Source organism: Dysgonomonas sp. UBA7710, from assembly GCF_002482385.1.
In the GTDB taxonomy this organism is placed as follows: Bacteria; Bacteroidota; Bacteroidia; order Bacteroidales; family Dysgonomonadaceae; genus Dysgonomonas.
Genome location: NZ_DLFW01000002.1, coordinates 300,323 through 326,886, shown reverse-complemented (window position 1 = coordinate 326,886; position 26,564 = coordinate 300,323). Strand labels below are relative to the sequence as shown.

The window sequence follows — 26,564 nt, the reverse complement described above, 5'->3', positions numbered from 1 at the left end:
TATAGGTTAATTGATTTGCCAACTGTTGACGGATTACTGTTAACTGGTTAATAGTTGATGCCCTACTCTACAAAATAAACATTTCCTGAGTTCGCAATACTCACGCTTCAATTGAATCATTGCTTGCGAATCGGCAGCATTATTTAATGGCATTTTGAGTTTCTCGAAACGTTTCGTTATTAAATTTCTCTCCGGCTTTAATATCTCAAGAAAATGAAGTGCCCGCTCACGATGTATTTCACTATCAACAGTCCTCCCATAAATAAAAAGAATCGGAGCTACCGTATTTATAAGTATAATGTCGAGAGAAGCATCTCCCAGATATTTAGTCTTTCGTTCGGATGAAACTCCGAATGCATAATGCGTCTGCCAATATTCAGAAGTATTTACATGAAACATCAACCTGATGCGTCCCACATCATCGCAGGCTGTAATTTTAGAAAATAATCCATGAGAACTCTGTAATAAAGCAGCTAACTGAGCTATCCGAATCTGAGGGAAAGCAGTCGGCCGCGTTCTTAAACTTTTGAATACATATGATTCTAACGGGTTCAGTTCGTATTTATTTTTCAGGAAAGCATATTCTTTTTGTAGTAATGAATAATAATCGTCATTTACTTTAAGATTGTCCAGCATGCCTGACTGCCCGAACAACAAGGCTTCTATCTGAATAAGGTTATCACCCTGCTTCCGGATATATTTCAAAGGCAGACTCAGCGCTAATCTTTCGAAAGAATCGGAATTTAACCCAAATCCGAAATTACGCGACAGAATTATATAAAATACATCTTCCCAAGAGTTATTATATCGCTCAAGTAGCTCCTGTATATGCTTCGACTTTCGTTCCAAACGCTCTATCAGCAAGGTATTCATCCACGAATTGAGATGGAAAGAGGGTATAGATCCTATATAATTACAACAAGGAATATCAGTATTGGAATGAATGAGAAAATCATAATTCTCCATTATATGTTTCGGATAAGTAATTTCACATTGCATTACAAGTTGCCCGGATTCATTATATACCTCACAATTAGCTTTTTCTACAATGTGGAGTATAACAGAGTTATAATTCTTATCTACATCATGTTTATGCTTTATCCATTGATCCGATGATTTATGAATTTCCACATTACCAGCCCAAATCTTATCTCCTATCTTAATCTTCGCATTAAAGAAATCGGGGCCTTCATTTGTGTTAGGCAAACCAACGTCAATCACTTCTATAGGCTGGCCTGTAGTCGTTTTCAGTTCTTTCTGAAAAAGCCTGAATTTCCATATGTAATGTAGAATATCTTCCATAATATATTAGTTAAGCCCCCTAAATCCCCCTTAGGGTACTTTAGCAAAGCCATAAATTAATATTCAATCAACTCCTCCCCCTTTCGGGGACGATGGGAGGGGCATCAAAGCCCTGTTATTCCCATTTTTTTCATCAGAAAACTTGCATTCATATTCTGGGCCACACCTTCCCTTATTTTGTATGTAAAGGACAACTGCTCATCCTTTATATCAGCCTCAAATCTGTAATTCTTTATCGCATCCGGGAATTCTTGTTCCAGATTACCCAATACGAGATCATGCGTGGCAATTATCCCGTTTCCATCGAGCGAAACCAATTGTTTCATCAGAGCAATAGAACCTTTTTGTTTATCTTCCGAATTGGTTCCTTTCAGTATTTCATCCAGAATAATAAACAATTGCTCACCCGATTGCAGACGGTCGATAATCATCTTCAGCCGTTTGAGTTCGGCAAAGAAGTAAGATTCGTTATCTGTAAGCGAATCGGAAGTCCGCAAATTTGTAACCAATTTATAAGGATAAAACTTTAGCGATGTCGCACATACAGGCGCACCCGCACATGCCAGGATTAAATTTATACCGACTGTACGCAGATAAGTACTCTTGCCGGCCATATTCGCCCCCGTCACAACTAGAAAATAAGGATGCCGGCTTATCGTCACATCGTTGCGGACACAAACGCATCTGTTAAGCATCGGGTGGCCTATATCTTTTCCTTCCAGCATAAAAGTATCTGCAACTTGCGGATATGCGTAACCAGGGTTATTATAGGCAAAGATCCCAAGAGAAACAAGGCTGTCAAACTTTGCCAGAATTTTCAGCCAGGTGATAATATTATCCTTATGATGGGTAATCCATTTCTCTATTTTTATGGAATAGATAACATTCCAGAAAAAGAAGGGATTGAGGAAAAGGAGTCCCAGAACATTCGACGATTGGTCGAGATTATTACTATACGCCTTCAACTGGTGTATAGCCAGAGACGCCGATTCTCCACTGTTTATCTTGTCCTGTATCTTATTTAATAAGAAAGATTCAAATTTTTCATTCTCTATTATTCTGAATAGTTTCGAATATGTACCGAGCGTCTCTATTTTTTTTTCAAACAGGTTCTTCTTCGCATTAATATCCTTTAGGGGAGCAAGACTCAACAAGAAGAACATTGTCCAGACCAGACCTAATACAGCATATGGAAGCTGGCCGGCAATACATAGAATAAGAACCGTAACGGAAACAACAGGAGCAATATACATAAAATACCGCCAGAAACTCTTGGATAAAAGCTTTGTCTGCATAAACTGCTGTGAAAAGAAATGGATATTCAAATCTTCTGCACCTGTCATTTGCCCTACTGCCCTGAAATGGTCTAGTAATTCGGTCTTCCCTCTCAACTCTTTCAATGCTTCTTGCTGAGCCACGATTTCGTCTTTCTTCTCGAAGGGGTAAAGCAATGTATCCGCCAGCCTGTCTTTTCCGAAAGATGTCACAGTCCGATTGACTGATTGAAAAAGAGAATGATTACCAAACAAATCCAGATCTACACTGTAACTATGGTTTGCATCTGCTTTTTCGGGAGCGCCGTCGAATGCAGAAAAGTCATAATCAATCCCTTTCAGTTCGTTTTCTGCATTTTGAACAAGTAATTCGCAATACTTCTTTTGAAGAAACAGCCGGTTATGATATTTCATTAAAAAGAGATAGATCACTAAACATACTCCTATTACAGTCAGCACCACTGGTGTATCACTCCACAAAATATAACAGGTAACAATACAAACCAAGACTATGACCAACCGGAAAGTCCCTACCTGAAATATGACCCTCTTTAGTTGGGATAACGTCGCTTTCTCTTTATCGATACGATTTTTATACGAATTCTTTACTTCTTCCAATGTCATAAATGTTAGTTACATATTACAAGCTACGAATATATGAAATTCCATTTTGATATTTAGAAACCCTATCAAAACAATTCATGCAATACATCCAATGATTTCAAACCGGGAAAATCGTAAAGATGTAAGCGATAATACTCCAGCACCTTATTTATTATATTTATCCTGTCTTGGCGCGAAAAGACAAAATGGTGCATATTTTCATATGAGATACGGGCTAATAACGAAAGTGATTTACTATCCGTCCTGTTCAGAAAGTGTTTATGCAAAGGCTGATAGAGAACAAATTCGCCATTCATCATATCAAACAAGCCATTCTCTCTGTACTCTTCCAAATTAGGGTAAAAGCCTAAAAAGTGGGTGAGTTTAAGCATGAATACCAAATGAAAGTTAGAAATACTCTTATCTGTCATTTCCAAAATCTGTACCGATTGTTCCAGAAAACTAAAAAGCAGCCGGCTATCGTTCGTATCCTTCAATACCCGGGTAAGAAATTCGGAAAGGAAAAAAGCCATGGATGTCTTGCTCAAATCACCGGATATATCATACAAATACATATCGGCGCGGGCTTCACGTATCCGTTGTATATCGCGGGAAGCCTGATGCTCTACTTCCATATCGAGGATAGCAAGCGGCGAAAATAGAGATTTGGGTACTTTCGAACTCTTACCTCTGGCTTTCGACACCATATAAGTTACCCGCCCGAATGATTCTGTAAAAACCTGGGCAAGAACATATTTATCGTTATAATTGATGGTATTGAGTACCAAACCCCTTGTTTTATAAAGCACTCTGAAACAATTTTAAGGTCTCTGACATATTTATTATCTTATTCAGATTACAACAAGTAGTCAGACTCCAATAAATATAATATATCATTAAATACTTTCTTCTACTTAATGTTAACAAAAATACAAATACAAAATTGAAAATAACGGCTCTTAAAGAATAAATAACTAACTTCGTGCTATTATAGAGCAAAATCTAATTTTACAATTTTATGAGCAAAAACATTAAGAACATCCTCTTCGACTTTGGTGGTGTGATAGTAAGCCTGCACAAACAAACCGCATTAGATCGTTTTACAGCACTGGGATTCCCTAATATCAACGAATATTTGGGAGAATTCCGTCAGAAAGGGATTTTCCTCGAATACGAAGAAGGCAAAATAAACCGTGAAGATTTTGTTACTGAATTCCGCAAATTGTCGAATAATCCGAATGTCACAGCAGAACAAATAGACCATGCATGGTTAGGTTTTTTAGTCGATATACCTGATTATAAATATCAGTTGCTGAAAGACCTCCGTAAAAAATATAAAGTTTATTTACTTAGTAATACCAATCCCTCAGTAATGGGATGGGCCATGACACATGAGTTTTCGCCTGAAGGATTACCCATTAATGCTTATTTCGATAAATGTTATTTATCATATGAAATAGGATGCGCTAAACCAGACCGGGAAATTTTCGATTTCATTATAGCCGACTCCAAAATGGACCCTGCCGAAACGCTTTTCTTCGATGACGGAAAAGCAAATGTAGAGATCGGAGAAAAACTGGGATTCCAAACTTATCTGACCGATCAGGATGAAGACCTGCGAAAAGTATTTACAGATAGGGGATTATTATAAACAATAGCCACATATGTTGCTTATAGACAGAGAACATAAACTACAACACGCGCCGTTAGTAGCTACAATAGGCTTTTTCGACGGTGTACATACCGGTCACCGCTTCCTGATAAACCAGGTGAAAGAGGAGGCGGCCAAACGTGAATTACCCTCTGCCGTTATTACTTTTCCGGTACATCCACGAAAGGTTTTACAAAAAGATTATCAACCGGCATTGCTTTGCGGATTTGATGAAAAAACAGAGCGTCTGGCTTCCACCGGAATCGATTATTGTGTCTGTCTTGATTTTACAACGGAGATTTCCCAACTCTCAGCCGGAGAGTTTATGAAAGATATACTAAAAGATAAACTTTCAGTAAACACTTTAGTTATCGGATACGATCACCGCTTCGGGCATAACAGGGAAGATGGTTTTGCCGACTATAAACGCTACGGCGGTGAAATAGGGATCAACGTTATCGAAGCCCGGGAACTTCCCGGAGAAGAACATGTGAGTTCATCCCGTATCCGCAAATTACTCGCCGAAGGATATATCCGTAAGGCCGCTAAATTGCTCTCGTATAACTATACTATCTCGGGAAAGATAGTGGAAGGTTTCAAAGTGGGACGGACAATAGGCTTTCCTACGGCAAACATCCAGGTATGGGAAACATATAAAGTAATCCCGGCGTTTGGAGTATATGCAGTATATGTGCATGTAGAGGGACAAAGATATGATGGTATGCTATATATAGGCAAGCGCCCCACCCTCCACAATGGAGATAATATAAGCATAGAGGTAAATCTGTTCAACTTCGACGGAGATCTATATAATAAGGAATTAACGGCCGAATTCATTGATTTTGTACGTCCTGACGAGAAATTTATCGACATCGATACGTTAAAGAAACAAATCGGAAATGATAAGGACACGGTGATCAGTGTCATTGAAAATTATAAAAGGTTCAATTCCTGACATTTTCAGTCATAATCATACAATAAAATATAAAAAAGCAAGGCGTAACAAAAAAATAATTGGTTAAAATGCTAAATAACTGATTTTTATTTTTACATTTGCTATCGCATAAGAGTTCTTAAGTGTAGTTTAAATTTTTCTTTTCAAGTCATTTCCCTTCTTTGGTAACCTTTCTTGTCTAGTTTCTTTTAGCTTTCCTATTTATTTACATCTTCTGCATAGAGTATTTATTATTTAATTTTATTTTTTTACAATGAACATTTTTATCGCAGGGTTGAGCTACAGCATCAACGACAATGATTTGAAGGATCTATTCAGTGAATACGGAGAAATCACTTCAGCAAAAGTTATTATGGACAAAGCTACTGGCCGTTCTAAAGGTTACGGTTTTGTTGAATTAGCTGACAATGCAGCTGGCCAAAAAGCTATTGAAGAACTGAATGGTGCTGAATATGACGGAAGAACTATTTCCGTTTCTGAAGCTCGTCCTCGCACAGAAGGTGATCGTCCTCGCAGAAGTTATGACAATAACAGAGGTGGAGGCAATAATGGTGGATACAGAAGACGTGAATATTAATAGTCTCTGACAAAATACATGAGGAGCCATACTGGATAGTATGGCTCTCTTGTTTTTTACAAGAGATTCTTTTCCAGCATTACCATATCCACACAACGCTCGCCATCGTCGAATACAGGTTCCGGATAGTTGTCAACGAAGAAATTCTTTTTAACACCTGAGATCTTAAATCCATTTTTCTGATACAGGCTAAGAGGAGACAAGCTAACATCTGCGGTACCAATAATAAGTTTACTATATCCTGAATCTCTGGATATACCGGCAGCATGAACCAATAAGGCAGTACCGACACCCTGATTCCGACAGTCTTCAGCTACTGCTATATTCTTTATTTCGATTATATCAGCTTCAACCGGATATAATATATATACAGCTACTATCCTGCCCTCCTTTTCCGCAACATAGGTATAATTCCGATCCAGATATTTCCCGATGACCTCTATCGAAGGATCAGCCGAAAGAAGTAAATCGTACGGAATTTGCTCTCCGGGGTTCAGCAATCTGATTTTCATATTAATTTTTTTAGTATAAATATATGGAAATATCCTTTTAAATTTATCTATACATACAAAAAACCATCAGCCTACAATTGATGATTCACAATTATTGAAAAGAATGAAAAGAAAAAAAAGCATCTATGAGAAATTCAATGCATAAGTGTCACTTTTGTAAAGTTTTTATATAAAAAACAGTTAACAGTTTTATATAATAAAGAACAATAGGGAGAAATTCCCTTATTCCGGCCCCAAAGGCGTATAAAATACCAGAAATATGCTTTACGACATACTTTCGGCAAATTAATATTCATAAACATTTTTATACATTTACTCTAATTTAATTAACCTAATATTATGAAAAAGATTGCCCTCTTTATTCTGTTTATTTTCGTATTTCTGAATGGTTATAATTGCTATTCACAATCAAAGTACGGTAACGCCACAGTTGATGAATTGTCGATGACCTCATATCCTCAGGATACGACTGCCGCCGCCGTTATGTTATTGAAAAAAGGTGATACACGCTTCGTCTACAACAACCTATATGGCTTTCAGTTTGAATACACACTTCAGGTGAAGATAAAAATACTTAAAACCGAAGGCCTTGAGTGGTGTGACCAGGAAATCCCATATTATCAGGCGAGCAGTTCATCAAAAGAAGATATCAGAGGGTTATCCGGAACAACTTACAATCTGGAAGGAGGTAAAGTAGTGAAGACAAAATTATCCAAAGATTTCATTTTTGAAGAAGATACCGACAATAAATGGAAAGTAAGGAAATTTACAATGCCTGCTGCAAAAGTAGGATCTGTTATAGAATACAAATACACAATCGTATCTGATTTCTTTTACGATCTCCGCGATTTCAATTTTCAGTCATCTATACCGATTCTCTACACCTCATTTGACGTCATATTACCTGAGTACTTCCGGTACAACTTAAATACTCAGGGATACATCGCATTAAGGCCTAAGAAAGAGCCTGTAAATGAGACGTTCCATATCCAGTATAAAGATGACAACGGACGATCGCAAGCAACTCAGGTACGATGTTCTGCCGATCGTTATACATTTGAGGCAACCGATGTTCCCGCTATTAAGAATGAATCGTATCTATGGACAATAAACGATTATATATCGAAAGTTTCTTTTGAACTTAAAAGCATACAAATGCCATATTCCACAGTGAAAAACTATTCTTCATCGTGGAGCAATATCGATAAAGAAATTATGGAATCCAGTCTGTTCGGAGGTAATCTGAAGAAAGCGGATTTATTCAAAGACGAAATAACCAAAGGGAATGTAACCTTTGACAGAGCAAAAGAAATACAGGATATGGTCAAATACAAAGTGAAATGGAATGACCACAACGCTTTCTATCCAAAAAATCTGAAAGATGCCTTAAAGAACGGAATTGGTACAAGCGCGGACGTAAACTTCCTGTTAATAAACGCACTCCAGGCCGGAGGATTCAATGCATTCCCCGTAATATTGAGTACCAGAAGTAATGGACGCATGCCTATATCGCATCCTAGTATATCAGCATTTAACTATGTAATTACAGGCGTCAAAATAGATACTACAATGTACTTTACCGATGCCGCAGCCAAATACGGAGACTGGAACTTGCTTCCCGAAAAATGCATGGTACCACAAGCACGTATCCTGAGAACAGACTATTCCGACTGGGTGGACCTTACTGGAGTTTCGACCGGTTCAATATTAAAAACAATAAATATAACTATTAACGATTCTAAACTTGTCGGCAAATCAACCGACACACGCAAAGGTGCTGCCGCATACAATACCAAGGTCAGCTACTACAACCATAAAGATCAAAATGACTATATAGAATCGATAAGTAAGAGACTTTCCTGTGAAATAGACAGTTTCTCTATATCTAATCTGGATAACACCAGTGAGGCCTTGAAAATGAATTATATACAATCCTCGGATATTGACACGGCTGATGAATTTTTATATATCACTCCACTTACAGATAAACCATATTCCGAGAATCCATTTAAGAAAGAAACACGTGAGTATCCAATCGAATTCGACTATCTCCTCAATTTTGTACAAATAATAGATTTTATTGTACCAGAAGGATATACAGTAGAAGAGTTACCCAAAGGTGAGAGAATGCTCCTCAACGATAATGATATGAGCCTCATCTACCGGGTTGTTCAATCAGGCAGTCAAGTCCGGCTTCATTATCAGTACCAATTGAAGAAGCTACAATTCTTACCTACTGAATATGAGAGTCTACGTGATTTCTTTTCAAAATTAATAGCCAAGAATTCAGAACAGATTGTACTCAAAAAGGTATCAAGTGCAGAATAAATAAGAACCACAACCATTATGTACAGACATTTCATTCTAACTCTCTATATATTATCATCTGTAATAGCATATGCAAATGGTAATTCGACAAACCAGGCTTCCGACAGCCTCCGTGAAAATGCGGTTGCGATTGTCCAGAATTCCGATATAGTAATAATCCAGACGGATAGGAATAATGCCACATGTAAGGTGACGAAAACAATGACAATCCTCAGCAAACAAGGAGAAGGTTTTGCCCATTTTTATGCTTATAATGACAAATTTAAGGAAATGAAAGATTTTTCTGCTGTCATAAAAAATGCATCAGGTAGCATTATACGGAAAATCGGAAAGAAAGATTTGACGATATCTTCCATGTCCGACCAGATGGCAACAGATGCCTACTCTATTGTCTATGAATATAAGGTTCCCACATATCCATACACGATAGAATATACATATGAAGAAAAATGGAAGAACGGTATAATCTCATACCCCGCTTTCACACCTATTCAAAGTTATATGCAATCGCTGGTCAATGCCAGTTACAGGATAGAACTGCCTGCGGATATGAATCTGAGATATGATGCAAATTTCGATTGTAATGTTAAAGATGAAATTGTAGGTAATAAACACATATATTCATTTACCGCAAACAACCTCAAAGCGATCAACAGTGAACCTTTGGCTCCTGCGCTAAGGGATATATATCCGAGAGTATTGATTGCTCCGGCTGATTTTTGCTATGATTCCTCTTGTGGGAATATGTCGGATTGGAAGAACTATGGCATGTGGGTGTCCGGTTTACTCAAAGGACGTGATGCTTTACCAAATGATATTGTTGACAAGCTTAAATCACTTGTAAAAGATGCCAAAACGGATAGAGAAAAGGTAGAGATATTATTTAAATACCTGCAAGAGAATTCCCGGTATGTTAGTATTCAATTAGGTATCGGAGGATTTCAGCCAATAGAAGCATCAACCACAATGAAAACAGGGTTCGGAGATTGCAAAGGCTTATCAAACGAAATGAAAGCTATGCTAAATGCAATTGGTATCCCTTCAAACTATTGTGAGATATATTCCGGAAATAGGAAGTCCTTTACTAAAGGCTTTTCGAATATAAGTGAAACTAATCATGCTATTTTACTTGTACCCCTTCAGAATGACAGCTTATGGCTCGAATGTACCTCTCAAACAATACCTTTTGGCTATATCCACGATAATATAGCCGGGCATGACGCCCTTGTTGTAACTGAAAACGGAGGTAAAGTTTGTCAAGTTGCCAGGTATCAGGATAAAGACAATAAACAGGAATCAATAATAACTATTAATGTCTCCGAAGATGGGACAGCAAATGGCACCCTGGCCTTTGTTGAACATCTGCATGGATATCTTTACAATGTATTTGCCATGACATCAAAGGACAGAGAAAAAGTAATCGGATACATCAACCGAAATGTCAGATTTCCTAAAGTACAAATAGATAATATAAGGACAAACGAGGATAAGTCATCACTACCGTCCTGCGCTTTATCCGCTGACTTTATAGCTACTGATTTTGTAAATAAAACAGGTACCCGTTTATTTATCCCGGCATGCCCTCTGGAAAAAGGAAGCTATAATATGTTTTCATCCAATACGCGCATTCAGGACATTGTGATTAACAATGGGTTTTCAGAATCCGACTCCATCATTATCAATATTCCAGAATCATACACAACTGAATCTTTACCCAAGAATATATCCCTGACAACTCCCTTTGGTAAATTCGAAACAGAAGTAAAACAAGATGGGAATAAGATTATATATATTCAAAATATTGATATCTTTACAGGACGGTATGATAAATCGCAGTATAAAGAGATCAAGGCTTTCTTCTCTGAAATTACTGCTGCGACAAAAAGGAAGTTAGTATTAAGGAAATCATGATCAATAATTATAGTAAACACAAAGTATCTTAACAGGGCATCAAGACGAAGCTAAAAAGCTGAGAACTAACGCCCTCAGCTTTTTATTTTTTTCTCTATTTCTGCTATTTCGTCCCGGAATACTTTGTCTACTTCCATTTGCTCTTTCACTGTCTTACAAGCATGAAGTACTGTCGCATGATTCTTCTTGCCTATGAGAGACCCGATCTGAGCCAGAGACATTTCGGTATAACTCTTCGACAGATACATAGTCACCTGTCTGGCTTGGACTATCTGCCGCTTGCGGGAAGCAGTATGAATCAACTCACTCTTTATATTATAGAAGTCACAAACAACAGATTCTATTGCGTTGATTGTTATTTTCTTTGCTTCAATTTTCTTTATTGCCTGTCCGATGACACGTCTGGCCAAAGATAAATCTATTTCTTTATTATATACTAGGGAATGTGCCATAATAGATACGATAATACCTTCGAGATCGCGCGCATTATCTGTTACATTCTCTGCTATATAGTCCACCACATCTTCAGGTATGGACAACCCATCGTGAAGAATCTTATTTTGAAGGATCTTTGACCTCAAACCCTTATCGGGATGATCTATTTTCGTGGTCAAACCCCATCTGAAACGTGTGAGCAAACGCTCCTCTACTCCCTGAAGCTCAGCCGGAGCTTTGTCTGAAGTAAGGATAAGCTGCTTGTTATTCTGATGCAGATGATTGAATATATGGAATAGTGTATTCTGAGTACGCTCTATTCCAGCCAATTCATGTATATCATCTATGATAAGTACGTCGATACCCTGATAGAAGTTGATAAAGTCATTGGTCGTATTATAACGTCCGGCATCAGCATACTGAATTTTAAATAAGTGAGCCGACACATATAATACACGTTTCTCCGGAAACAGCTCTTTTATACGTGTCCCTATGGCATGACAGAGATGGGTTTTACCCACACCGGATGTACCATGAAGAAACAACGGATTAAAAGCCGTCTTGCCAGGATTTTTTGTTATAGTCTCACCTGCAGTCCGGGCCAGTTTATTACTTTCTCCTTCAAAAAAGTTATCAAATGTATATTTCAGATTCAACTGAGAGTCAAAATCATCCGCAACAACTTTCTGAAAAGGATTAGGTACTTTATTGGAGCTTTTAATATGTCCCTTATCAACAGGTAATGTCTTAGCGTCACCTCTATAATCTACAACTGTATTAGTTGTATTCTCCATCAATATGCGATACTGTAATATTGTATCTTTACCGATTTCGCGATGCAGAGTGGTTTTCAGTAAATCGACAAACTTATCTTCCAGATACTCATAAAAGAATTGGCTTGGTACCTGTATTGTAAATACCTTATTTTCATAGGATAAGGGTACAATAGGTAAGAACCATGTTTTGAAAGCCGCTTCAGGTATATTATCCTGAATGACCGTTAAACAATTAGCCCATAAATTTTGAGTTGAAGAAGGATTCATTTATTAGTTTAGTTATTTTTGTCTATATTACTCTCTCGATTTCGTAATGTAAATTTCATCATTTATTTCATAAAAAAAAAGTGCCCCCAAATTTGGATTTCTAGTTTTAGAAACATCTGTTTTAATTTCAATGACTTATGACGTAATTACAAAATCACCCCTATCTACATAAATAACTAACTAATAATCAATCAATTGCGTTTTTAATAGCATTTTAATTACGTTTTAACAATTTCGTAATACTGCCCGAAAAGTATAAGGGTGACACTATTAAGCAAAAAAAATATTTTTACTTATTTAGATCAATTCTAAATAGAATGGTTTAAAAGACCTTTACATTAATATAACGGGATGGATTTTGCCTTACGTCTTTAAGTAACAACGAAGCATTACTAATTGTTCCGTTAATACTATCATATAATTGACGATCATTCAATAATAATCCCAAAGAATTATCTTTAGATGTGATTTTCGTAGAAAGATATTCTATATTTTTCATCGTAGAATCTACAGACCTGAATGTGGAAGCCAAATCCATTTGATTTATCTTGCCCGACACACTGCTTAGGTCATTAGACATTTTACCCAGATTTCCGGTTATGGCAGGAACATCCTTATTTAAGGTGGTCATCATAGAATTCAGTTGTTTGGTCGATTTGGCCAGGTCGCCTGTAATCTGATTGATATCTGTCAGTGACTGGTTCAATGCAGGATTGTTCACCAGCGTCTGAAGGCCGATAAGTATCGAATCAATCTTCGGTATAAGCTGTTCTACCTGAGGCAGCATAGTACCTGCCGCATCTAGCATCCCTTTCACCCGGATACCTTTTATAGTATCTGTGGAAGAAAGGTTCTCCTTTGTATAAGGATTAGTCTCAAGCATGATTGTTGCCGAGCCCAGAACAGAAACATCCAGCGACATTTTGCTACCTTTGGGTATCTCCATGCCTTTGTCCATATTCAGGTATACAATCACACGTTTTTGATTTTTAGGATCAAGCTCCATGGAAGATACCAGACCTACCTGAAAACCATTCAGCGTAACAGGTGTAGACTGGGTTAGCCCTGACACATCGTCAAAGACGACAATATATGAATTTGATGGTTTAAAAAGATTTACCCCTTTCAGAAAACTGATGCCGTAATACAAAAGGAAAATTGCGATTACAAAGGCTATACCTATTTTTACTTCTTTCGACATTTTACTCATAACTGTTAAATATATGTAATTCTAAGGTCGCAGACCTATTTATTATTTTGCTAAGTTTAAATACAACAAATAGTTATTATTAAAAACCGTCTCCCACCCACATAGTGTTTTGCCATTACTTATTTAATACGTTCCCCGTTTTTAAATTTTACTACAAACGCATCTTTAAATTTAGCCCTGACTTGACGCTGTATTTTAATTATCTCATTATAATCTGTTGTTGAGCCATAAGTATATTTATAGCTGCTGCCATCTCTATAAAATGAAACCGGTGAAAGATCTTTAAATTCTTTTGAGTTGTCTGAGAGTTTCTTTGGCGACACCAAGAACTGTACCCGGTACTCTGTCTGATTGCTAATATTCCTTGTTGCTGCTTTCTCCGTCTTTGCTGAAGGCTCAGTCTCCTTTTTTGGGGTTTCTCCGATCTTCTTTGGAGATTGCTCTCTTTTCTTTGGTACTTCTACCATATTTTTTACTCTGGCCGATTCTTTCGCAACCGGAGTATCGACTTTCTCTACGGCATAAGTATCTTGAATGACCGCTTTGTCTTTTATGATAGCTTCGTCAACTGCAATATCATCGATTTCCTCATTTTTATCCGGAGCTGCAACATAGCGGCCTTGCTTTTTATCAAATTCCCGTTTATATTTTTTAAATCCCGAGTATATAGCGGTCGCCATCGCCCTCTGGCCCAATCGGGAAGATAAATATTTAGCTTCTGCCTGATTATTGATAAACCCGAGTTCGATAAGCACACTTGGCATACTGGTTTTTCTTAACACAAGAAATCCGGCTTGCCGCACGCCTCTATCGGTACGTTTTGCGATATTTTTAAAATCCTTTTGTACATAATCCGCAAATTGCAGGCTTTGCTCCATATATTTATTCGATATGAACTCAAATATAATGTACGACTCCGTCGAATTGGGGTCGAAGCCTTCATACTTCGATGTATAATTGTCCTCTAACAGGATAACGGAGTTTTCCCGTTTTGCTACTTCCAGGTTTTCAGCGCTACGCGCTAACCCTAATATATAAGTATCGGCACCGGAAGCATTAGTCGTCTTTGAAGCCGTTGAATTTGTATGAATGGATATAAACAAATTGGCTTTAGCTTTATTGGCTATCTGCGTCCGCTTATCCAAGTCTACAAAAACATCCGTCTTACGGGTATAAACAACTTTCACATCATTAAAGTTTGCTTCTATCAGTTCCCCCAAAGTTTTAGCTACTCCCAGATTTATATCTTTCTCCTTATATATACCCCTCACTGCTCCACCGTCCTTACCTCCATGCCCGGCATCGATAACAACGACAAACTTAGGCTCAGCAGCAATTGTGATTCCCAAGAACATGAATATATAAACAAAAAGAATAAAGAACCGTTTCATACTTACAATTTAACTGTATGAAATTTACACTAAGCTTTATTATATACAACCTCGTTTTTCAACTCTTTACCATCGAAGAAATCAAGGATATTATTCATAGTTGTGTGTGCAATATTCGACATGGCCTCCTGTGTAAAGAAAGCCTGATGAGATGTCACGATCACATTATTGAAAGACAGTAACCGGGCAAGCACATCATCAGTCATCACACTATCCGAATGGTCTTCATAGAAATAAGCCCCTTCTTCTTCATACACATCCAGACCTGCATAACCGACCTTACCACCAAGCAGCCCTTCTATCAAATGTCTGGTATGGATCAACTTTCCACGCCCGGTGTTGATAATCATTACCCCTTCTTTCATTTTAGCGATGGATTCGTCACAGATAAGATATTCAGTCTCTTTTGTTAACGGACAATGTAATGTAATAATATTGGCACTAGCATACAATTCATCCAGTGACACATACTTAACGCCTGTAGCATCAGCCCATTTTGTATCCGGATATAAGTCATAAGCCAGCACATTCATACCCAGCCCCTGAAAGAGACCTGTAGCGACTTTCCCTATCTTGCCCGTACCGATCACACCGATAGTCTTGCCATACATATCGAATCCCTGAAATCCTATCAATGAAAAGTTTCCGTCGCGTGTACGCAAAAATGCACGATGAACCTTTCTATTGAGACAAAGCATCAAAGCCAATGTATGTTCGGCAATAGCATGAGGTGAATAATCAGGAACGCGCACTACCTTTATGCCCTTTCTGGCGGCTGCTGCTATGTCTACATTATTAAACCCGGCACAACGCAATGCAATCAGTTTTACACCATAGGAATGAAGTTTAGTCACCACCTCTTCATCTACCTTTGCATTTACAAAAATACAAACAGCATCAGTCCCACTTGCCAAAAGCACATTATTCTTATCAAGATGTTCTTTATGATAGACCAGTTCGAAACCATATGCTTCGTTTGCCTTATTAAAAGTAGCCATATCATAAGGCTTTGCGTCAAAAACCGCTATTTTATATGCCATTGCTTTACCTACTATATATATTATTAATCCTTTATACCTGATTGCAAAAGTAATTAAAATAACCTTTATCCTCAAAAACTACATTGATTAGTTCTTTTTCGGCCTGTTTTTTTCATTTTATTTACATACCGTTTACCCAAAAAGGTAACAAAGGTAACAGTTTTTTCAGTAAACAGTTAGCAGTCATCAGTTCACAACTTGTATCTCGTGCCTTGCCTACTGGTATCTCATATAACTTTCAACTTACGACTTGTTAAAAAGTAACAAAGGTAACAGTATTTTCAGTTATCAGCCATCAGTCAACAACGGGTAAGATGTAAAAACTTTGCGCCTTAGTGTCTTTGCGTGAAACAAAATTGATAGGCTGCTTCCCATAGCTGGTAATTGCCCGCAGGACGAAGTAACCGGTAACTAAAAAAAGTAACAAAGGTTACAACTTTTCATTCATTTGCTAATATGCGAATTTACAAATCCGCTAATCAATACTTCAAAGAGCCAAAAGCTGACAGCTTTGTATATAGATAAACTTACCACCAACTCTTGCATTTCTCTACCCGGCCTCAAAAAAAAATACATTCAGATTGTGACCTTTCCGGGATAATAGCGACCTATATAAGACACCTCTGAGAAATCAGATTTGGTCACACACTGCTTTTCTTAAAACAAAAAAACGGAGACAAAGTTTGCCTCCGTTTTTTATTATATAAAATCTGTTTTTCCTACTTGGCGTAACTTACGGCACGGGTTTCACGGATAACTGTGATTTTTACCTGTCCCGGATAAGTCATTTCGTCCTGTATCTTTTTAGCGATATCAGCAGACAGTTTTTCTGTTTCTACATCATCTATCTTATCTGCACCTACTATTACACGCAATTCGCGTCCGGCCTGGATAGCATATGTCTTTAATACACCCGGATACGAAAGAGCTAATTGCTCCAAATCATTCAATCGTTTGATATATGCTTCTACAATTTCACGGCGTGCTCCCGGACGTGCTCCCGATATAGCATCACAAACCTGTACAATAGGCGCCAGAAGACTTGTCATCTCCACCTCATCGTGGTGAGCCCCGATAGCATTGCAAATATCCGGTTTTTCCTTATATTTCTCTGCAAGCTTCATACCTAGTAATGCATGTGGCAATTCCGGCTCATCATCAGGCACCTTGCCTATATCGTGTAACAATCCGGCTCTTTTTGCTTTCTTTACATTAAGCCCAAGCTCTGATGCCATAATAGCACACAGGTTAGCTGTCTCACGAGCGTGTTGCAACAAGTTTTGTCCGTATGATGAACGGTACTTCATTTTACCTACAAGGCGTATCAACTCAGGATGCAAACCGTGAATACCCAAATCAATAGTAGTACGCTTACCCGTTTCGATAATTTCTTCTTCGATTTGCTTCTTCACTTTAGCCACCACTTCCTCGATACGGGCAGGGTGTATACGACCGTCTGCTACCAACTGGTGTAATGCCAGACGGGCTACTTCACGTCTTACAGGGTCAAAACCTGAAAGCACTATCGCTTCCGGTGTATCGTCTACTACGATTTCAATACCTGTAGCAGCTTCCAATGCACGTATATTACGTCCTTCACGGCCAATAATACGTCCTTTTATTTCGTCAGACTCTATATGGAAAACTGTAATTGCATTTTCTATAGCTGTTTCCGTAGCAACGCGCTGTATAGACTGTATTACGATCTTCTTCGCTTCCTTATTGGCTGTCATCTTAGCCTCTTCCATTATCTCATTGATATAAGACTGGGCATGCGATTGCGCCTCATCTTTCAAAGCCTCTACAAGTTTTTCTTTTACTTCTTCGGCCGACAATCCGGAAAGAGCCTCCAGTCTTTCCACTTCTTGTTTGTGAAGTTTATCAAGATCCTGCTTTTTCTTTTCTACTATCTCCAGCTGACTTTCCAGATTAGCTTTAACGGTGTCAGCTTCGTTTTTCTTACGTTGGAGTTCTTCCTGTTTTTGGTTCAGGCTCAATTCACGTTGCTTGATTTTACTCTCTGCTGCCTGTATTTTAGAGTTCCGGGCATTGGCCTGTTTCTCAAACTCAGATTTCATTTGCAATGCCTGCTCTTTTACTTCCAGCAATTTATTTTTCTTGATTACTTCAGCTTCCTGCTCCGCTTCTTTCACCTGACGTTTAAACTTTGAATTCGCCATGAAATTCAAAGCCACCCACGCCACGACTGCTCCGGCTAGGAAAGCTATTACATAAAATAATATATCCATAATTTATTTTTCATTATTTAAAAACTCAATTTATATAAACTAAAAAACACTAATTTAAGTATGAATAATATTCTCATACTTAAAATTAGTGCTCTAGATTCTTCTCAGTACTATAATTTTATTTTACATGACCTCTCAGATAATTTTCCAATTCCTGCGTCAGTTCTTTCATCCTGGACTCAAATTCATTTGCCCGTAATTGATACTCAACCTTCTCTGCTACAGCCTGTATTGCTGTCATTGCCATATAATCGCTATTCTGCAATGAATGGGATGAATCTCCTGTAAAATAATTTTTATATTGAACTATTTTATAATCTATTTCCTCCGCAGCCTTCCTGAATACTTCTTCCTCCTGCCTTTTTATCCGGAGAGGATACCTCATATCAGCTACGCGTAGATTAATTATTAAATGCTCGTCCATAACTTTGCCTTTATTCGTTAATTTTTCAGCATGGCGATACACTTATCTACATCTCGCACTAATTTCGACAATCGCTTCTTTGCTTGTAATGTATCATCTTTATTCTCTGAGGAGAAAGATTTTACAAATTTCAGATTGTCATATTTTGTTTTCAGCTCTTCCACTTCTGATGTCAAACCTTCAATTGTCATACTTCTCTGTATCAACTCCTGTCTCAATAAGGCGTTCTCTTCTTTTAACGTATCACAGAGGTACATTAATTGCCGCATCCTTATTTCAAATTCGGCCAGAAGTTTTTCGTCATTTTCAGTCATAAAGTAGCCAAAATGCTAGACAAAAATAAATAATACCAACGAATTAACAAAATTATTACTCTTCTAAATTCATTAAAAAGAAACCGGACGTATACAAATAAAAAAAAGAGCCGCTTATGCGAAAGATAAGCGGCTCTTTTATCTGAAATTATTGTTCTGCGTTTTTACAACAAAACGACCTGCAAGTCGTCTTTTAGTTCATTGAAAGCTATTTTGCCTTCTCTTGCTAACCAGCCTAAAGCCGCATACATATCTTTTTCTGTCAATTTGCATGCTTTTTTAATGTCTTTAAGCGGTTTGCTTCCCTCTGCATCTAGGTAAGTCCAAATAATACCTGCGTTTGATCCAATTTTTTCTTTCATAATGGGTGCTTGTTAAAAAATTAAACTCGTTATTATTTCGATGACAAAAGTACATAAAATGAACCATCTATACAATTTTATATTACAAATTTTAACAGAAACACGGGATTATGACATTTTCGTTAAGCTTTCAAACTGTTTGATTATTAATTAAAATCTTGTAGATTTGTGTAAAAATGATTCCTCTTGCAATTCTTTAGCTTACATAAGAAAAAAGAATCGGACAGCGACGAGACTCTCTTGTCAAAATTTAAAGAAACGCGTAAAGCTGAATATTTCCAACAGCTTTACGAACGCTACATTCCCCTCATTTACGGTCTTTGCCTCAAGTATCTGCAAAACCCGGGGCAGTCACAGGATGCCGTAATAGATATTTACGAAAACCTGTCTCAAAAGATTCAGGACTACGAAATCAAGGTATTCAAAAACTGGCTTTATAGTGTAGTAAAGAATCATTGCTTTCATATACTGAAAGAAAATAAGAGGGAAATTATTGTTAATTTCGATTCCCAGCTTATGGAATCGGACAGTTCTTTTACTCTATTTGATGACAGCAGGGATGAAGAAAAGGAAAGCGCTCTGAATGAGTGCCTGGAGAAACTGCCGGAACCTCAACGGATAGCAGTAGAAAAGTTTTTTTACGAAGATAAATCGTATGCGGACATCGTGGATGAAACAGGCTTTCATCTCAAAAGTGTAAAGAGTTATATACAAAACGGAAAACGGAATTTAAAAATTTGTATCGAAAAAAATCTGAAAGAATGAAGTTTTTAGATTACATAAAAGGACAAAGAAAAGGTAAAGATGCCCATCGGATAGAAAAAGATTCGATGAAAGATCCGTTTTTGTACGAGGCTATAGACGGATTCGACAGCATCGACGACAACCATATCGAACGTATCAATAATATACAAAACCGGTTAAAGGCCAAATCGAAAACAAAAAACAAGGCAAACGGCAGGCAAATGTGGCAATCGGCCGCCGCCGCTATTATCATCATAATCGGCATCGGCGGATATTTTCTGACCGACTATCATAAATCGGGACTATATGCCCAACAGGCAAACGAAAATTCCATTATCGAGATCTATGTACCTGAAGCATATTATGCTGAAAATATAGTGGTGATCGCACAAAAGAATGCTGAACTGGCAAAGGCTTATAAGCCGGATATCTCCCGCTTCAAAATAGAAAGTGAAGAAAGTGCTTCGATGAGTAAAGCCGAGCAGGAAATCTTGTCGGAAGATGCCAAACGCATGAGCGAAGTGCCGATAGAAATATATGTACCTGATGATTTCGAAAGCAGAACATCCTCTCCGGAAGAAGCGAATAGCGGTAAACCCGAACCTATAGGCGGCTACGAGAAATACAATGAATACCTGAAAAAATCGCTCCGTCGACCGACCGATGACATATGCAAAGACCGTAAGGGCAAAGTAGCCATAGAATTCTCGGTCAATTCCCTGGGGCGGCCATTCTTGTTTGATGTAAAATACAGTTTGTGCGGCACGTCCGATAATGAAGCTATACGACTGATTCAATCAGGTCCGCGCTGGACTACAGGAAGTAAAGAACGGGTTACTGTAAAGGTCGAATTCTAAACATCAACTTTTCAAGATTTACTCTTCACTTTTTAATAAGTCGGGACGCAACCTTTCGGTGCGCTCTATTGCCTGATGCAACTTCCACTCATCTATCTTAGCCTGATGACCTGACAATAATATATCAGGGACTTTCCATCCTTTATATTCTGCCGGACGGGTATAGACAGGCGGAGCCAGCAGATTGTCCTGAAAAGAATCCGACAAAGCCGATTGCTCATCACCTATTGCTCCCGGAATAAGCCGTACTATGGCATCTGCCATTACAGCAGCAGCAAGTTCTCCCCCGGTAAGCACATAATCCCCTATCGATATTTCACGGGTTATCAGATGCTCACGAACACGATAATCTATACCTTTATAGTGCCCGCATAGAATGATGATATTTTCATATACCGACATCTGATTTGCGATCTTCTGATTGAAAACTTCGCCATCCGGAGATGTATATATTATTTCATCATAATTACGTTGTTGTTTCAATGCAGTTATCGCATTATCAATCGGCTCTATCTGCATTACCATACCTGCTTCGCCACCAAAGGGATAATCATCCACATTCCGGTGTTTATTGGTAGCATAATCCCGAAGATTATGAACGACTATTTTTACAAGACTCTTATCCTGTGCCCGTTTCAGTATAGAGCAGTCAACAAGCCCCATGAACATCTGAGGCAAAACACTTATGATATCTATCCGCATAAATAATGTGATAATGAGAAAATATGCCGGTGTGCCAAGGCGCGAAGCGACAAAAAGTTCTTGTTTTTTTAATTATTTTATTGGCTAATTGGCACATTAGCATATTGTCTAATTATTTTTATGGAACATACTACCATTGGCCTGTGCAGTCGGCATCACCAGTATATCCTGTATATCGACATGGGGTGGCTGGGATACTGCATAAAAAACAGCATCGGCAATATTTTCGGCTGTCAGGGCATCGTACCCGTCATATACCAAATCGGCTCTATCCTGATTTCCTTTGAAGCGAACGAGCGAGAATTCTGTATTCACTGCACCCGGACAAACTTGAGTTACCCGTATATTGTATGGCAGCATATCCATACGCATACCCTGGCTCAATGCATCTACAGCATGTTTGGTAGCACAATATACCGCTCCGTTAGGATAAACACCTTTTCCAGCAATGGAACCAAGATTAACGATATGCCCCGATTTTCGTGATACCATCCCCGGAGACACTACACGGGTCACATATAACAGCCCCTTGATGTTGGTATCTATCATCCGCTCCCAATCATCAATTACTCCCTGCTGGATAGGATCTAGTCCCACGGCAAGCCCGGCATTATTGACAAGGATATCGATTGCCTTCCATTCTTCGGGCAGACTAGTAATAGCTTTCTCTACTTCATTGTATACCCGCACATCGAAGCAAAGCGAATATACCTTCGATTCGTATTTTATTTCAATCTCCCGTTCCAGTTCTTCCAATCTATCCTTGCGGCGTCCGGTTATGATTACATCATAGCCTTCCTTTGCCAATCGCAAAGCTATTGCTCTTCCTAGTCCGGAGGTAGCTCCGGTGATTAAAGCTATTTTTCTCATGAGCTTTTATTCTGTGGTTATTTTATCCAAACGTTCAATATTTCACCCAAATATGTTTTATCCGACGCGGCTTTTGGATCGGAAGACGGCATTACTCCAGCCTTTTTACATTCGATAACCATCCATGCTTCTGTAAATACAGGCGCACCCGAAGGTGCAATAACCGGCGTAAGTCCGGAAGCCTTTATTTTATCATTAATATTTCCTTTCGTATTTTCAAATTCCTTCAATGCGTCGGCATACACCTCAGTATAAAACGATATTGTATAAGTTCCGGCATTATCTATTGCTCCTGTTGCATATTGCGCAGTATTGACATTACTCAATGCCACGGGCCGTTCCATCAATGAAGTAACACCGCCCCATGACGCAGGAACAACGGAAGGACTACTTAACGACCCTGAAAGGATTAAAGCTTTGCTGCCTTGCAGGCTCGCGGGGATCTTCCCTGTATCTACCTTTTTAAATCCGGGAATGGAAACTTCAGCAAGCGCATTAGTCGCTGTAGCCAATGCCGGAGAGATATTCTCCTGTCTGTCTGGAACACCTACCGATGCAGGAACTGCTGAAGAGACAACCCCTGTTGTAACGGTACCATTCAAATATTTATCGATAGAATTGAATATACTATTGATGCTATCAACTGTCTGTCTGCGAAATTTATCATAATACCTGTTCAGCTTATCACCTTTCTTATTCAGCGCAATTTTATCCGTTATCATTTCTTCGGCAGATAGCGGTGTTTTACTATCCGAATATTCATATTTGATATAACGCGCAGTGGCATTGCATTTACCTCCGTCTATATCCAGTATCAGCTGATAGACCATTTTAGCCTGATCCAATACAAACGCGCTCTTCTTGAACACAAGGAATTTCTCACCCTGACATGCTATATCTTTCTCTTCCGGATTAGACAACAGGACCCTGTTATCCAAATCCTTATTAAGATTAGAACCATAATTGTCATTCGCCCATTTATCCATGATATTGAATAAATCGTCATCAGATATAGGATTCTTTACCGGTATGGATTTGAAAAAAATGACTTTACCGTCAACCTCAGGTACAGCACCTGCTAAATATTTTGCATCCTCCTGGGCATAAGCCAGAACTGAGGTAATTGCACATAACGAGATTAAAAGGAATTTATTCATATTTGCCGGGTTAAATTTGTTTATTGTATAAAATTAGCATAAAATCAGAAACCGACAAACAAAGTTCCGGCCTTTTATTATTTATTAAAACCGGATTCCATTCAAAAAAGCGGGATCAACAAAATGCTGATCCCGCTTATATTGTGAACTTTACTTATATATTAAAAGTTATAGGCAATCCCCACTCCTATCATTTCTTTGAACTGAACTTTCGGACCGCCGGTAGTACCGTCTTCATTTACGATTTTTACATCATCGTCATACTTCAATGTCGTATTCACGCTTGCCGACAATACTTTATTTATTTTCATGCTAATCAGTAAATCCCAATTTACATCAACATTACCAAAAGACTTGTCATATGCCGTGAAAAAATCCAGTGTCGATATGGCTTTTACATTTTCCATCAGTGTTTTTTCGGCACGTGCTTTGAAGTAAGCTCCTAATTCCGCTTTGAACTTATCTCCGGGATCTACTCCGAATGCGCCGATACTGGAAAGGTAGTCATCTTCTACAAACGTCAGTTTTCCGGCAAGCGGTGATAAGTAAAGCGAATAGCTTGTATTGGGTCTGTACTCGAAACCTATTGATATATTGGAATAAGCCGGCGCGAAAAACTTCGATATATAATTCGTTTTATCCGGGTAATTATATCCCTTATAAAACTGGGACTTAAAATCGCCCATTATGGTATAATACCATTTATTGTTAGTAGAATACCCTAACTGAGTGGTAAAATCTATTTTATCGCTTGTTTTCTGCGTTCCCAGCGACTTGGTATTTGTCAGTCCATATTCCAAAGCGAGCGCATTCGAGAAAAGCCAGTTCCCGCTTTTGCGAACGAGAGATCCATTCAGGTAGGCTGTTCCCGCCATTGCATTCTCACCACCGGCCGACCAATTACTTACTGCGGTTTGTGAAGCATTAAGGCCTGTAACTCCTTTCAGATACCATTTCCCGTCTTCGAGTTTATCCTTATCATTCTGCGCATAAACGCCCATTGCCAATATAAAAAAGGCGACTGTAAAAAATAATTGTTTCATTCTTAATAAAAATTCAAGTTTTGTGTTTCAATTCTCATCTTAACTTTAAAACATCTCCTTCTTCAGGAACGTATTCAAAATCCTTTTTGTTCATTTTGTAAAGATTCTTGACTTTTATACCATATAATTGAGAGATACTATGCATCGACTCCCCAACCTGTACCACATGGTCGTAATAGGGTTTATCTGCTTTCGATTTCTTCTTCTCAAAATAGACTAAATCTCCCTGCTTGAGAGGAAAACCTTCCGGCACTTCATTATATTTGTACAGATCTTTGGGCTTAAATCCAAATTCAGCAGCTATGGCCTCGTATGTATCTCCATCTTCAGCCCTCACATAGATCAGATTGTGAGTTTTGTAAGGAGTATGCTTATATTCTCTTATTACTATTTGCTCTTCCTTGTCCTTGTCTTTTTCTTTTCCTCCGCCTTTTTTGTCATGCTGGTAAAGTTCATAGTCTTCGATAATCTTTATCAACTTGTTTGCATATGCTTTGTCCGTGGCATATCCGCATTGTTGCAACCCTTTAGCCCAACCCCGGTAATCAGTTATCTTCAGAGAAAAAAGCGATTTATAGCGCGGCTTCTCTGCTAAAAAACGGGAATGATCTTCATACGATTCTTCCGCTTTTTTATACTTCCTGAAACAATCATTCGGAGTATCATCTGCCTTGTATACCCGACCGCCTGTCCAATCATTATGGCATTTTATACCAAAATGGTTGTTCGAACTCTGAGTCAAAGAACTTTTACCCGCACCCGACTCCAGTAAGCCCTGAGCAAGCGTAATACTTGCCGGGATTTTATATTTTTTCATATGATCTATCGCAATACCTTTGTAGGTATCAATATAGTCGTCGTAAATTTTATATCGTTTAGCCTGGGAAAAAGCAGACACAGAAGGGAATAAGATAAGCAGAGTTAATATAATAAATTGGGATAAAGTCTTCAGACAATAAGCTTTTTTCATATATTTATGATGTTTAATTAAGGTCTCAGACCTTTTTATTACATTTGTAAGTAAAACAACGATAGAAAGTTACAATCTGTAACCGGATCGTTAAACGCTTACTTCTACTAATTAACAACATTCACTATGGAAAGTTTAAACTTAACTACAAAGATACTCGTTTATACCTTTGAAGAAGGTACTGAAAATATAAAAAAGCTTATAAATGAAGCTAAATTAGCGACAAAAAATGCATATGCCCCCTATTCAGACTTTCATGTTGGTGCAGCGGTACTCCTAGCTGATGGTGAAATCATAACAGGGAACAATCAGGAAAACGCCGCGTATCCATCGGGCTTATGTGCTGAACGGGTAGCAATATTCGCTTCCAATTCCCAAAAACCGGATACGCCTGTAGAAGCTATTGCCATAGCAGCATTTCATGATGGAGATTTCACCGATTTACCCTGTTGCCCTTGTGGTGGCTGCAGGCAGGTTATGGTAGAAGTGGAGAACCGGTTTAAAACATCCGTCAGGGTAATTATGTACGGGAAGGATAAAATTTATGAAGTAGAATCGGCAAAAGACCTGTTGCCGCTTAGCTTTGGAAAGGAATCGCTGTCTGAATAGATTGTTATTTAATTAATAATGGTGCAGGCAA

The 26,564-nt window shown here is 38.3% G+C and carries 25 protein-coding genes; 8 read left to right on the top strand and 17 right to left on the bottom strand.

The window, feature by feature from the left end:
• Window positions 1-39: 39 nt before the first annotated feature.
• The 3 genes from B3317_RS01730 to recO form a co-directional block, all read right to left on the bottom strand.
• On the bottom strand, window positions 40-1,302 hold the full coding sequence (locus B3317_RS01730; RefSeq protein ID WP_291107940.1) for a DUF2851 family protein: 1,263 nt from the start codon (window positions 1,300-1,302) through the stop codon (window positions 40-42).
• 104 nt (window positions 1,303-1,406) lie between these two features.
• Complete coding sequence (locus tag B3317_RS01725; RefSeq protein WP_291107938.1) at window positions 1,407-3,200, bottom strand: MutS-related protein; 1,794 nt, start codon at window positions 3,198-3,200, stop codon at window positions 1,407-1,409.
• A gap of 65 nt (window positions 3,201-3,265) precedes the next feature.
• Window positions 3,266-3,988, bottom strand: coding sequence for a DNA repair protein RecO (gene recO / locus B3317_RS01720; protein ID WP_291107935.1), 723 nt, complete (start codon window positions 3,986-3,988; stop codon window positions 3,266-3,268).
• A gap of 209 nt (window positions 3,989-4,197) precedes the next feature.
• Between recO and B3317_RS01715 the strand changes: the two genes are divergently transcribed.
• The 3 genes from B3317_RS01715 (at window position 4,198) to B3317_RS01705 (ending at window position 6,362) form a co-directional block, all read left to right on the top strand.
• A complete protein-coding gene (locus B3317_RS01715) occupies window positions 4,198-4,830 on the top strand; it encodes an HAD family hydrolase (RefSeq protein ID WP_291107933.1) in 633 nt (210 codons plus the stop codon).
• 13 nt (window positions 4,831-4,843) lie between these two features.
• Entirely contained in the window at window positions 4,844-5,785 is a 942-nt protein-coding gene (gene ribF, locus B3317_RS01710) for a riboflavin biosynthesis protein RibF (protein ID WP_291107930.1), read from the top strand.
• A gap of 253 nt (window positions 5,786-6,038) precedes the next feature.
• The gene (locus B3317_RS01705) at window positions 6,039-6,362 is read left to right on the top strand and encodes an RNA recognition motif domain-containing protein (protein WP_006798612.1); all 324 of its coding nucleotides are present in this window, start codon (window positions 6,039-6,041) and stop codon (window positions 6,360-6,362) included.
• A 56-nt stretch (window positions 6,363-6,418) separates the two neighbouring features.
• Here the strand turns inward: B3317_RS01705 and B3317_RS01700 are convergent, their stop codons facing one another.
• Complete coding sequence (locus tag B3317_RS01700; protein WP_291107926.1) at window positions 6,419-6,874, bottom strand: GNAT family N-acetyltransferase; 456 nt, start codon at window positions 6,872-6,874, stop codon at window positions 6,419-6,421.
• Window positions 6,875-7,213: 339 nt separating this feature from the next.
• Here B3317_RS01700 and B3317_RS01695 point away from each other — a divergent pair, with 339 nt between their 5' ends.
• Both B3317_RS01695 and B3317_RS01690 read left to right on the top strand, forming a co-directional pair.
• A complete protein-coding gene (locus tag B3317_RS01695; RefSeq protein WP_291107924.1) occupies window positions 7,214-9,202 on the top strand; it encodes a DUF3857 domain-containing protein in 1,989 nt (662 codons plus the stop codon).
• Window positions 9,203-9,220: 18 nt separating this feature from the next.
• Window positions 9,221-11,113 (top strand): DUF3857 domain-containing protein, encoded by a 1,893-nt coding sequence (locus B3317_RS01690; RefSeq protein ID WP_291107921.1) that lies wholly within the window; start codon window positions 9,221-9,223, stop codon window positions 11,111-11,113.
• Between the two features lie 74 nt (window positions 11,114-11,187).
• Here the strand turns inward: B3317_RS01690 and dnaA are convergent, their stop codons facing one another.
• The 8 genes from dnaA to B3317_RS01650 all read right to left on the bottom strand — a co-directional run bounded on the left by dnaA (window position 11,188) and on the right by B3317_RS01650 (window position 19,581).
• Window positions 11,188-12,591, bottom strand: a complete 1,404-nt coding sequence (dnaA, locus tag B3317_RS01685) for a chromosomal replication initiator protein DnaA (RefSeq protein WP_291107919.1) — start codon at window positions 12,589-12,591, stop codon at window positions 11,188-11,190.
• A gap of 322 nt (window positions 12,592-12,913) precedes the next feature.
• A complete protein-coding gene (locus B3317_RS01680; RefSeq protein WP_291107916.1) occupies window positions 12,914-13,801 on the bottom strand; it encodes an MlaD family protein in 888 nt (295 codons plus the stop codon).
• A gap of 119 nt (window positions 13,802-13,920) precedes the next feature.
• On the bottom strand, window positions 13,921-15,192 hold the full coding sequence (locus B3317_RS01675; protein WP_291107913.1) for an N-acetylmuramoyl-L-alanine amidase family protein: 1,272 nt from the start codon (window positions 15,190-15,192) through the stop codon (window positions 13,921-13,923).
• Between the two features lie 29 nt (window positions 15,193-15,221).
• Complete coding sequence (locus B3317_RS01670; RefSeq protein WP_291107910.1) at window positions 15,222-16,232, bottom strand: 2-hydroxyacid dehydrogenase; 1,011 nt, start codon at window positions 16,230-16,232, stop codon at window positions 15,222-15,224.
• Between the two features lie 719 nt (window positions 16,233-16,951).
• Window positions 16,952-18,481: a ribonuclease Y gene (gene rny / locus B3317_RS01665; RefSeq protein WP_291107907.1), complete on the bottom strand. Its 1,530-nt coding sequence runs from the start codon at window positions 18,479-18,481 to the stop codon at window positions 16,952-16,954.
• Window positions 18,482-18,599: 118 nt separating this feature from the next.
• Complete coding sequence (locus B3317_RS01660) at window positions 18,600-18,905, bottom strand: cell division protein ZapA (protein WP_291107904.1); 306 nt, start codon at window positions 18,903-18,905, stop codon at window positions 18,600-18,602.
• 17 nt (window positions 18,906-18,922) lie between these two features.
• Window positions 18,923-19,219 carry a hypothetical protein gene (locus B3317_RS01655; RefSeq protein ID WP_291107901.1) on the bottom strand — a complete coding sequence of 99 codons (297 nt, stop codon included), beginning with the start codon at window positions 19,217-19,219 and terminating at the stop codon, window positions 18,923-18,925.
• Between the two features lie 164 nt (window positions 19,220-19,383).
• The gene (locus B3317_RS01650; RefSeq protein ID WP_006798623.1) at window positions 19,384-19,581 is read right to left on the bottom strand and encodes a winged helix-turn-helix domain-containing protein; all 198 of its coding nucleotides are present in this window, start codon (window positions 19,579-19,581) and stop codon (window positions 19,384-19,386) included.
• A gap of 186 nt (window positions 19,582-19,767) precedes the next feature.
• Between B3317_RS01650 and B3317_RS01645 the strand changes: the two genes are divergently transcribed.
• Window positions 19,768-20,346, top strand: a complete 579-nt coding sequence (locus B3317_RS01645; RefSeq protein ID WP_291107894.1) for an RNA polymerase sigma factor — start codon at window positions 19,768-19,770, stop codon at window positions 20,344-20,346.
• Complete coding sequence (locus B3317_RS01640) at window positions 20,343-21,182, top strand: hypothetical protein (protein ID WP_291107891.1); 840 nt, start codon at window positions 20,343-20,345, stop codon at window positions 21,180-21,182. The genes B3317_RS01645 and B3317_RS01640 overlap by 4 nt, the downstream gene beginning before the upstream one ends.
• Window positions 21,183-21,200: 18 nt before the next feature.
• Here the strand turns inward: B3317_RS01640 and trmD are convergent, their stop codons facing one another.
• The 5 genes from trmD to B3317_RS01615 form a co-directional block, all read right to left on the bottom strand.
• Entirely contained in the window at window positions 21,201-21,884 is a 684-nt protein-coding gene (gene trmD, locus B3317_RS01635) for a tRNA (guanosine(37)-N1)-methyltransferase TrmD (RefSeq protein WP_291107888.1), read from the bottom strand.
• A gap of 108 nt (window positions 21,885-21,992) precedes the next feature.
• A complete protein-coding gene (locus tag B3317_RS01630) occupies window positions 21,993-22,754 on the bottom strand; it encodes an SDR family NAD(P)-dependent oxidoreductase (RefSeq protein WP_291107885.1) in 762 nt (253 codons plus the stop codon).
• A gap of 17 nt (window positions 22,755-22,771) precedes the next feature.
• Entirely contained in the window at window positions 22,772-23,911 is a 1,140-nt protein-coding gene (locus B3317_RS01625) for a DUF4468 domain-containing protein (protein WP_291107882.1), read from the bottom strand.
• Between the two features lie 161 nt (window positions 23,912-24,072).
• Window positions 24,073-24,954, bottom strand: a complete 882-nt coding sequence (locus tag B3317_RS01620) for a DUF3078 domain-containing protein (protein WP_291107879.1) — start codon at window positions 24,952-24,954, stop codon at window positions 24,073-24,075.
• A gap of 34 nt (window positions 24,955-24,988) precedes the next feature.
• Window positions 24,989-25,924 (bottom strand): glucosaminidase domain-containing protein, encoded by a 936-nt coding sequence (locus tag B3317_RS01615; RefSeq protein WP_291107877.1) that lies wholly within the window; start codon window positions 25,922-25,924, stop codon window positions 24,989-24,991.
• 126 nt (window positions 25,925-26,050) lie between these two features.
• Between B3317_RS01615 and cdd the strand changes: the two genes are divergently transcribed.
• Complete coding sequence (gene cdd, locus B3317_RS01610) at window positions 26,051-26,533, top strand: cytidine deaminase (protein ID WP_291107875.1); 483 nt, start codon at window positions 26,051-26,053, stop codon at window positions 26,531-26,533.
• Window positions 26,534-26,564: the final 31 nt, after the last annotated feature.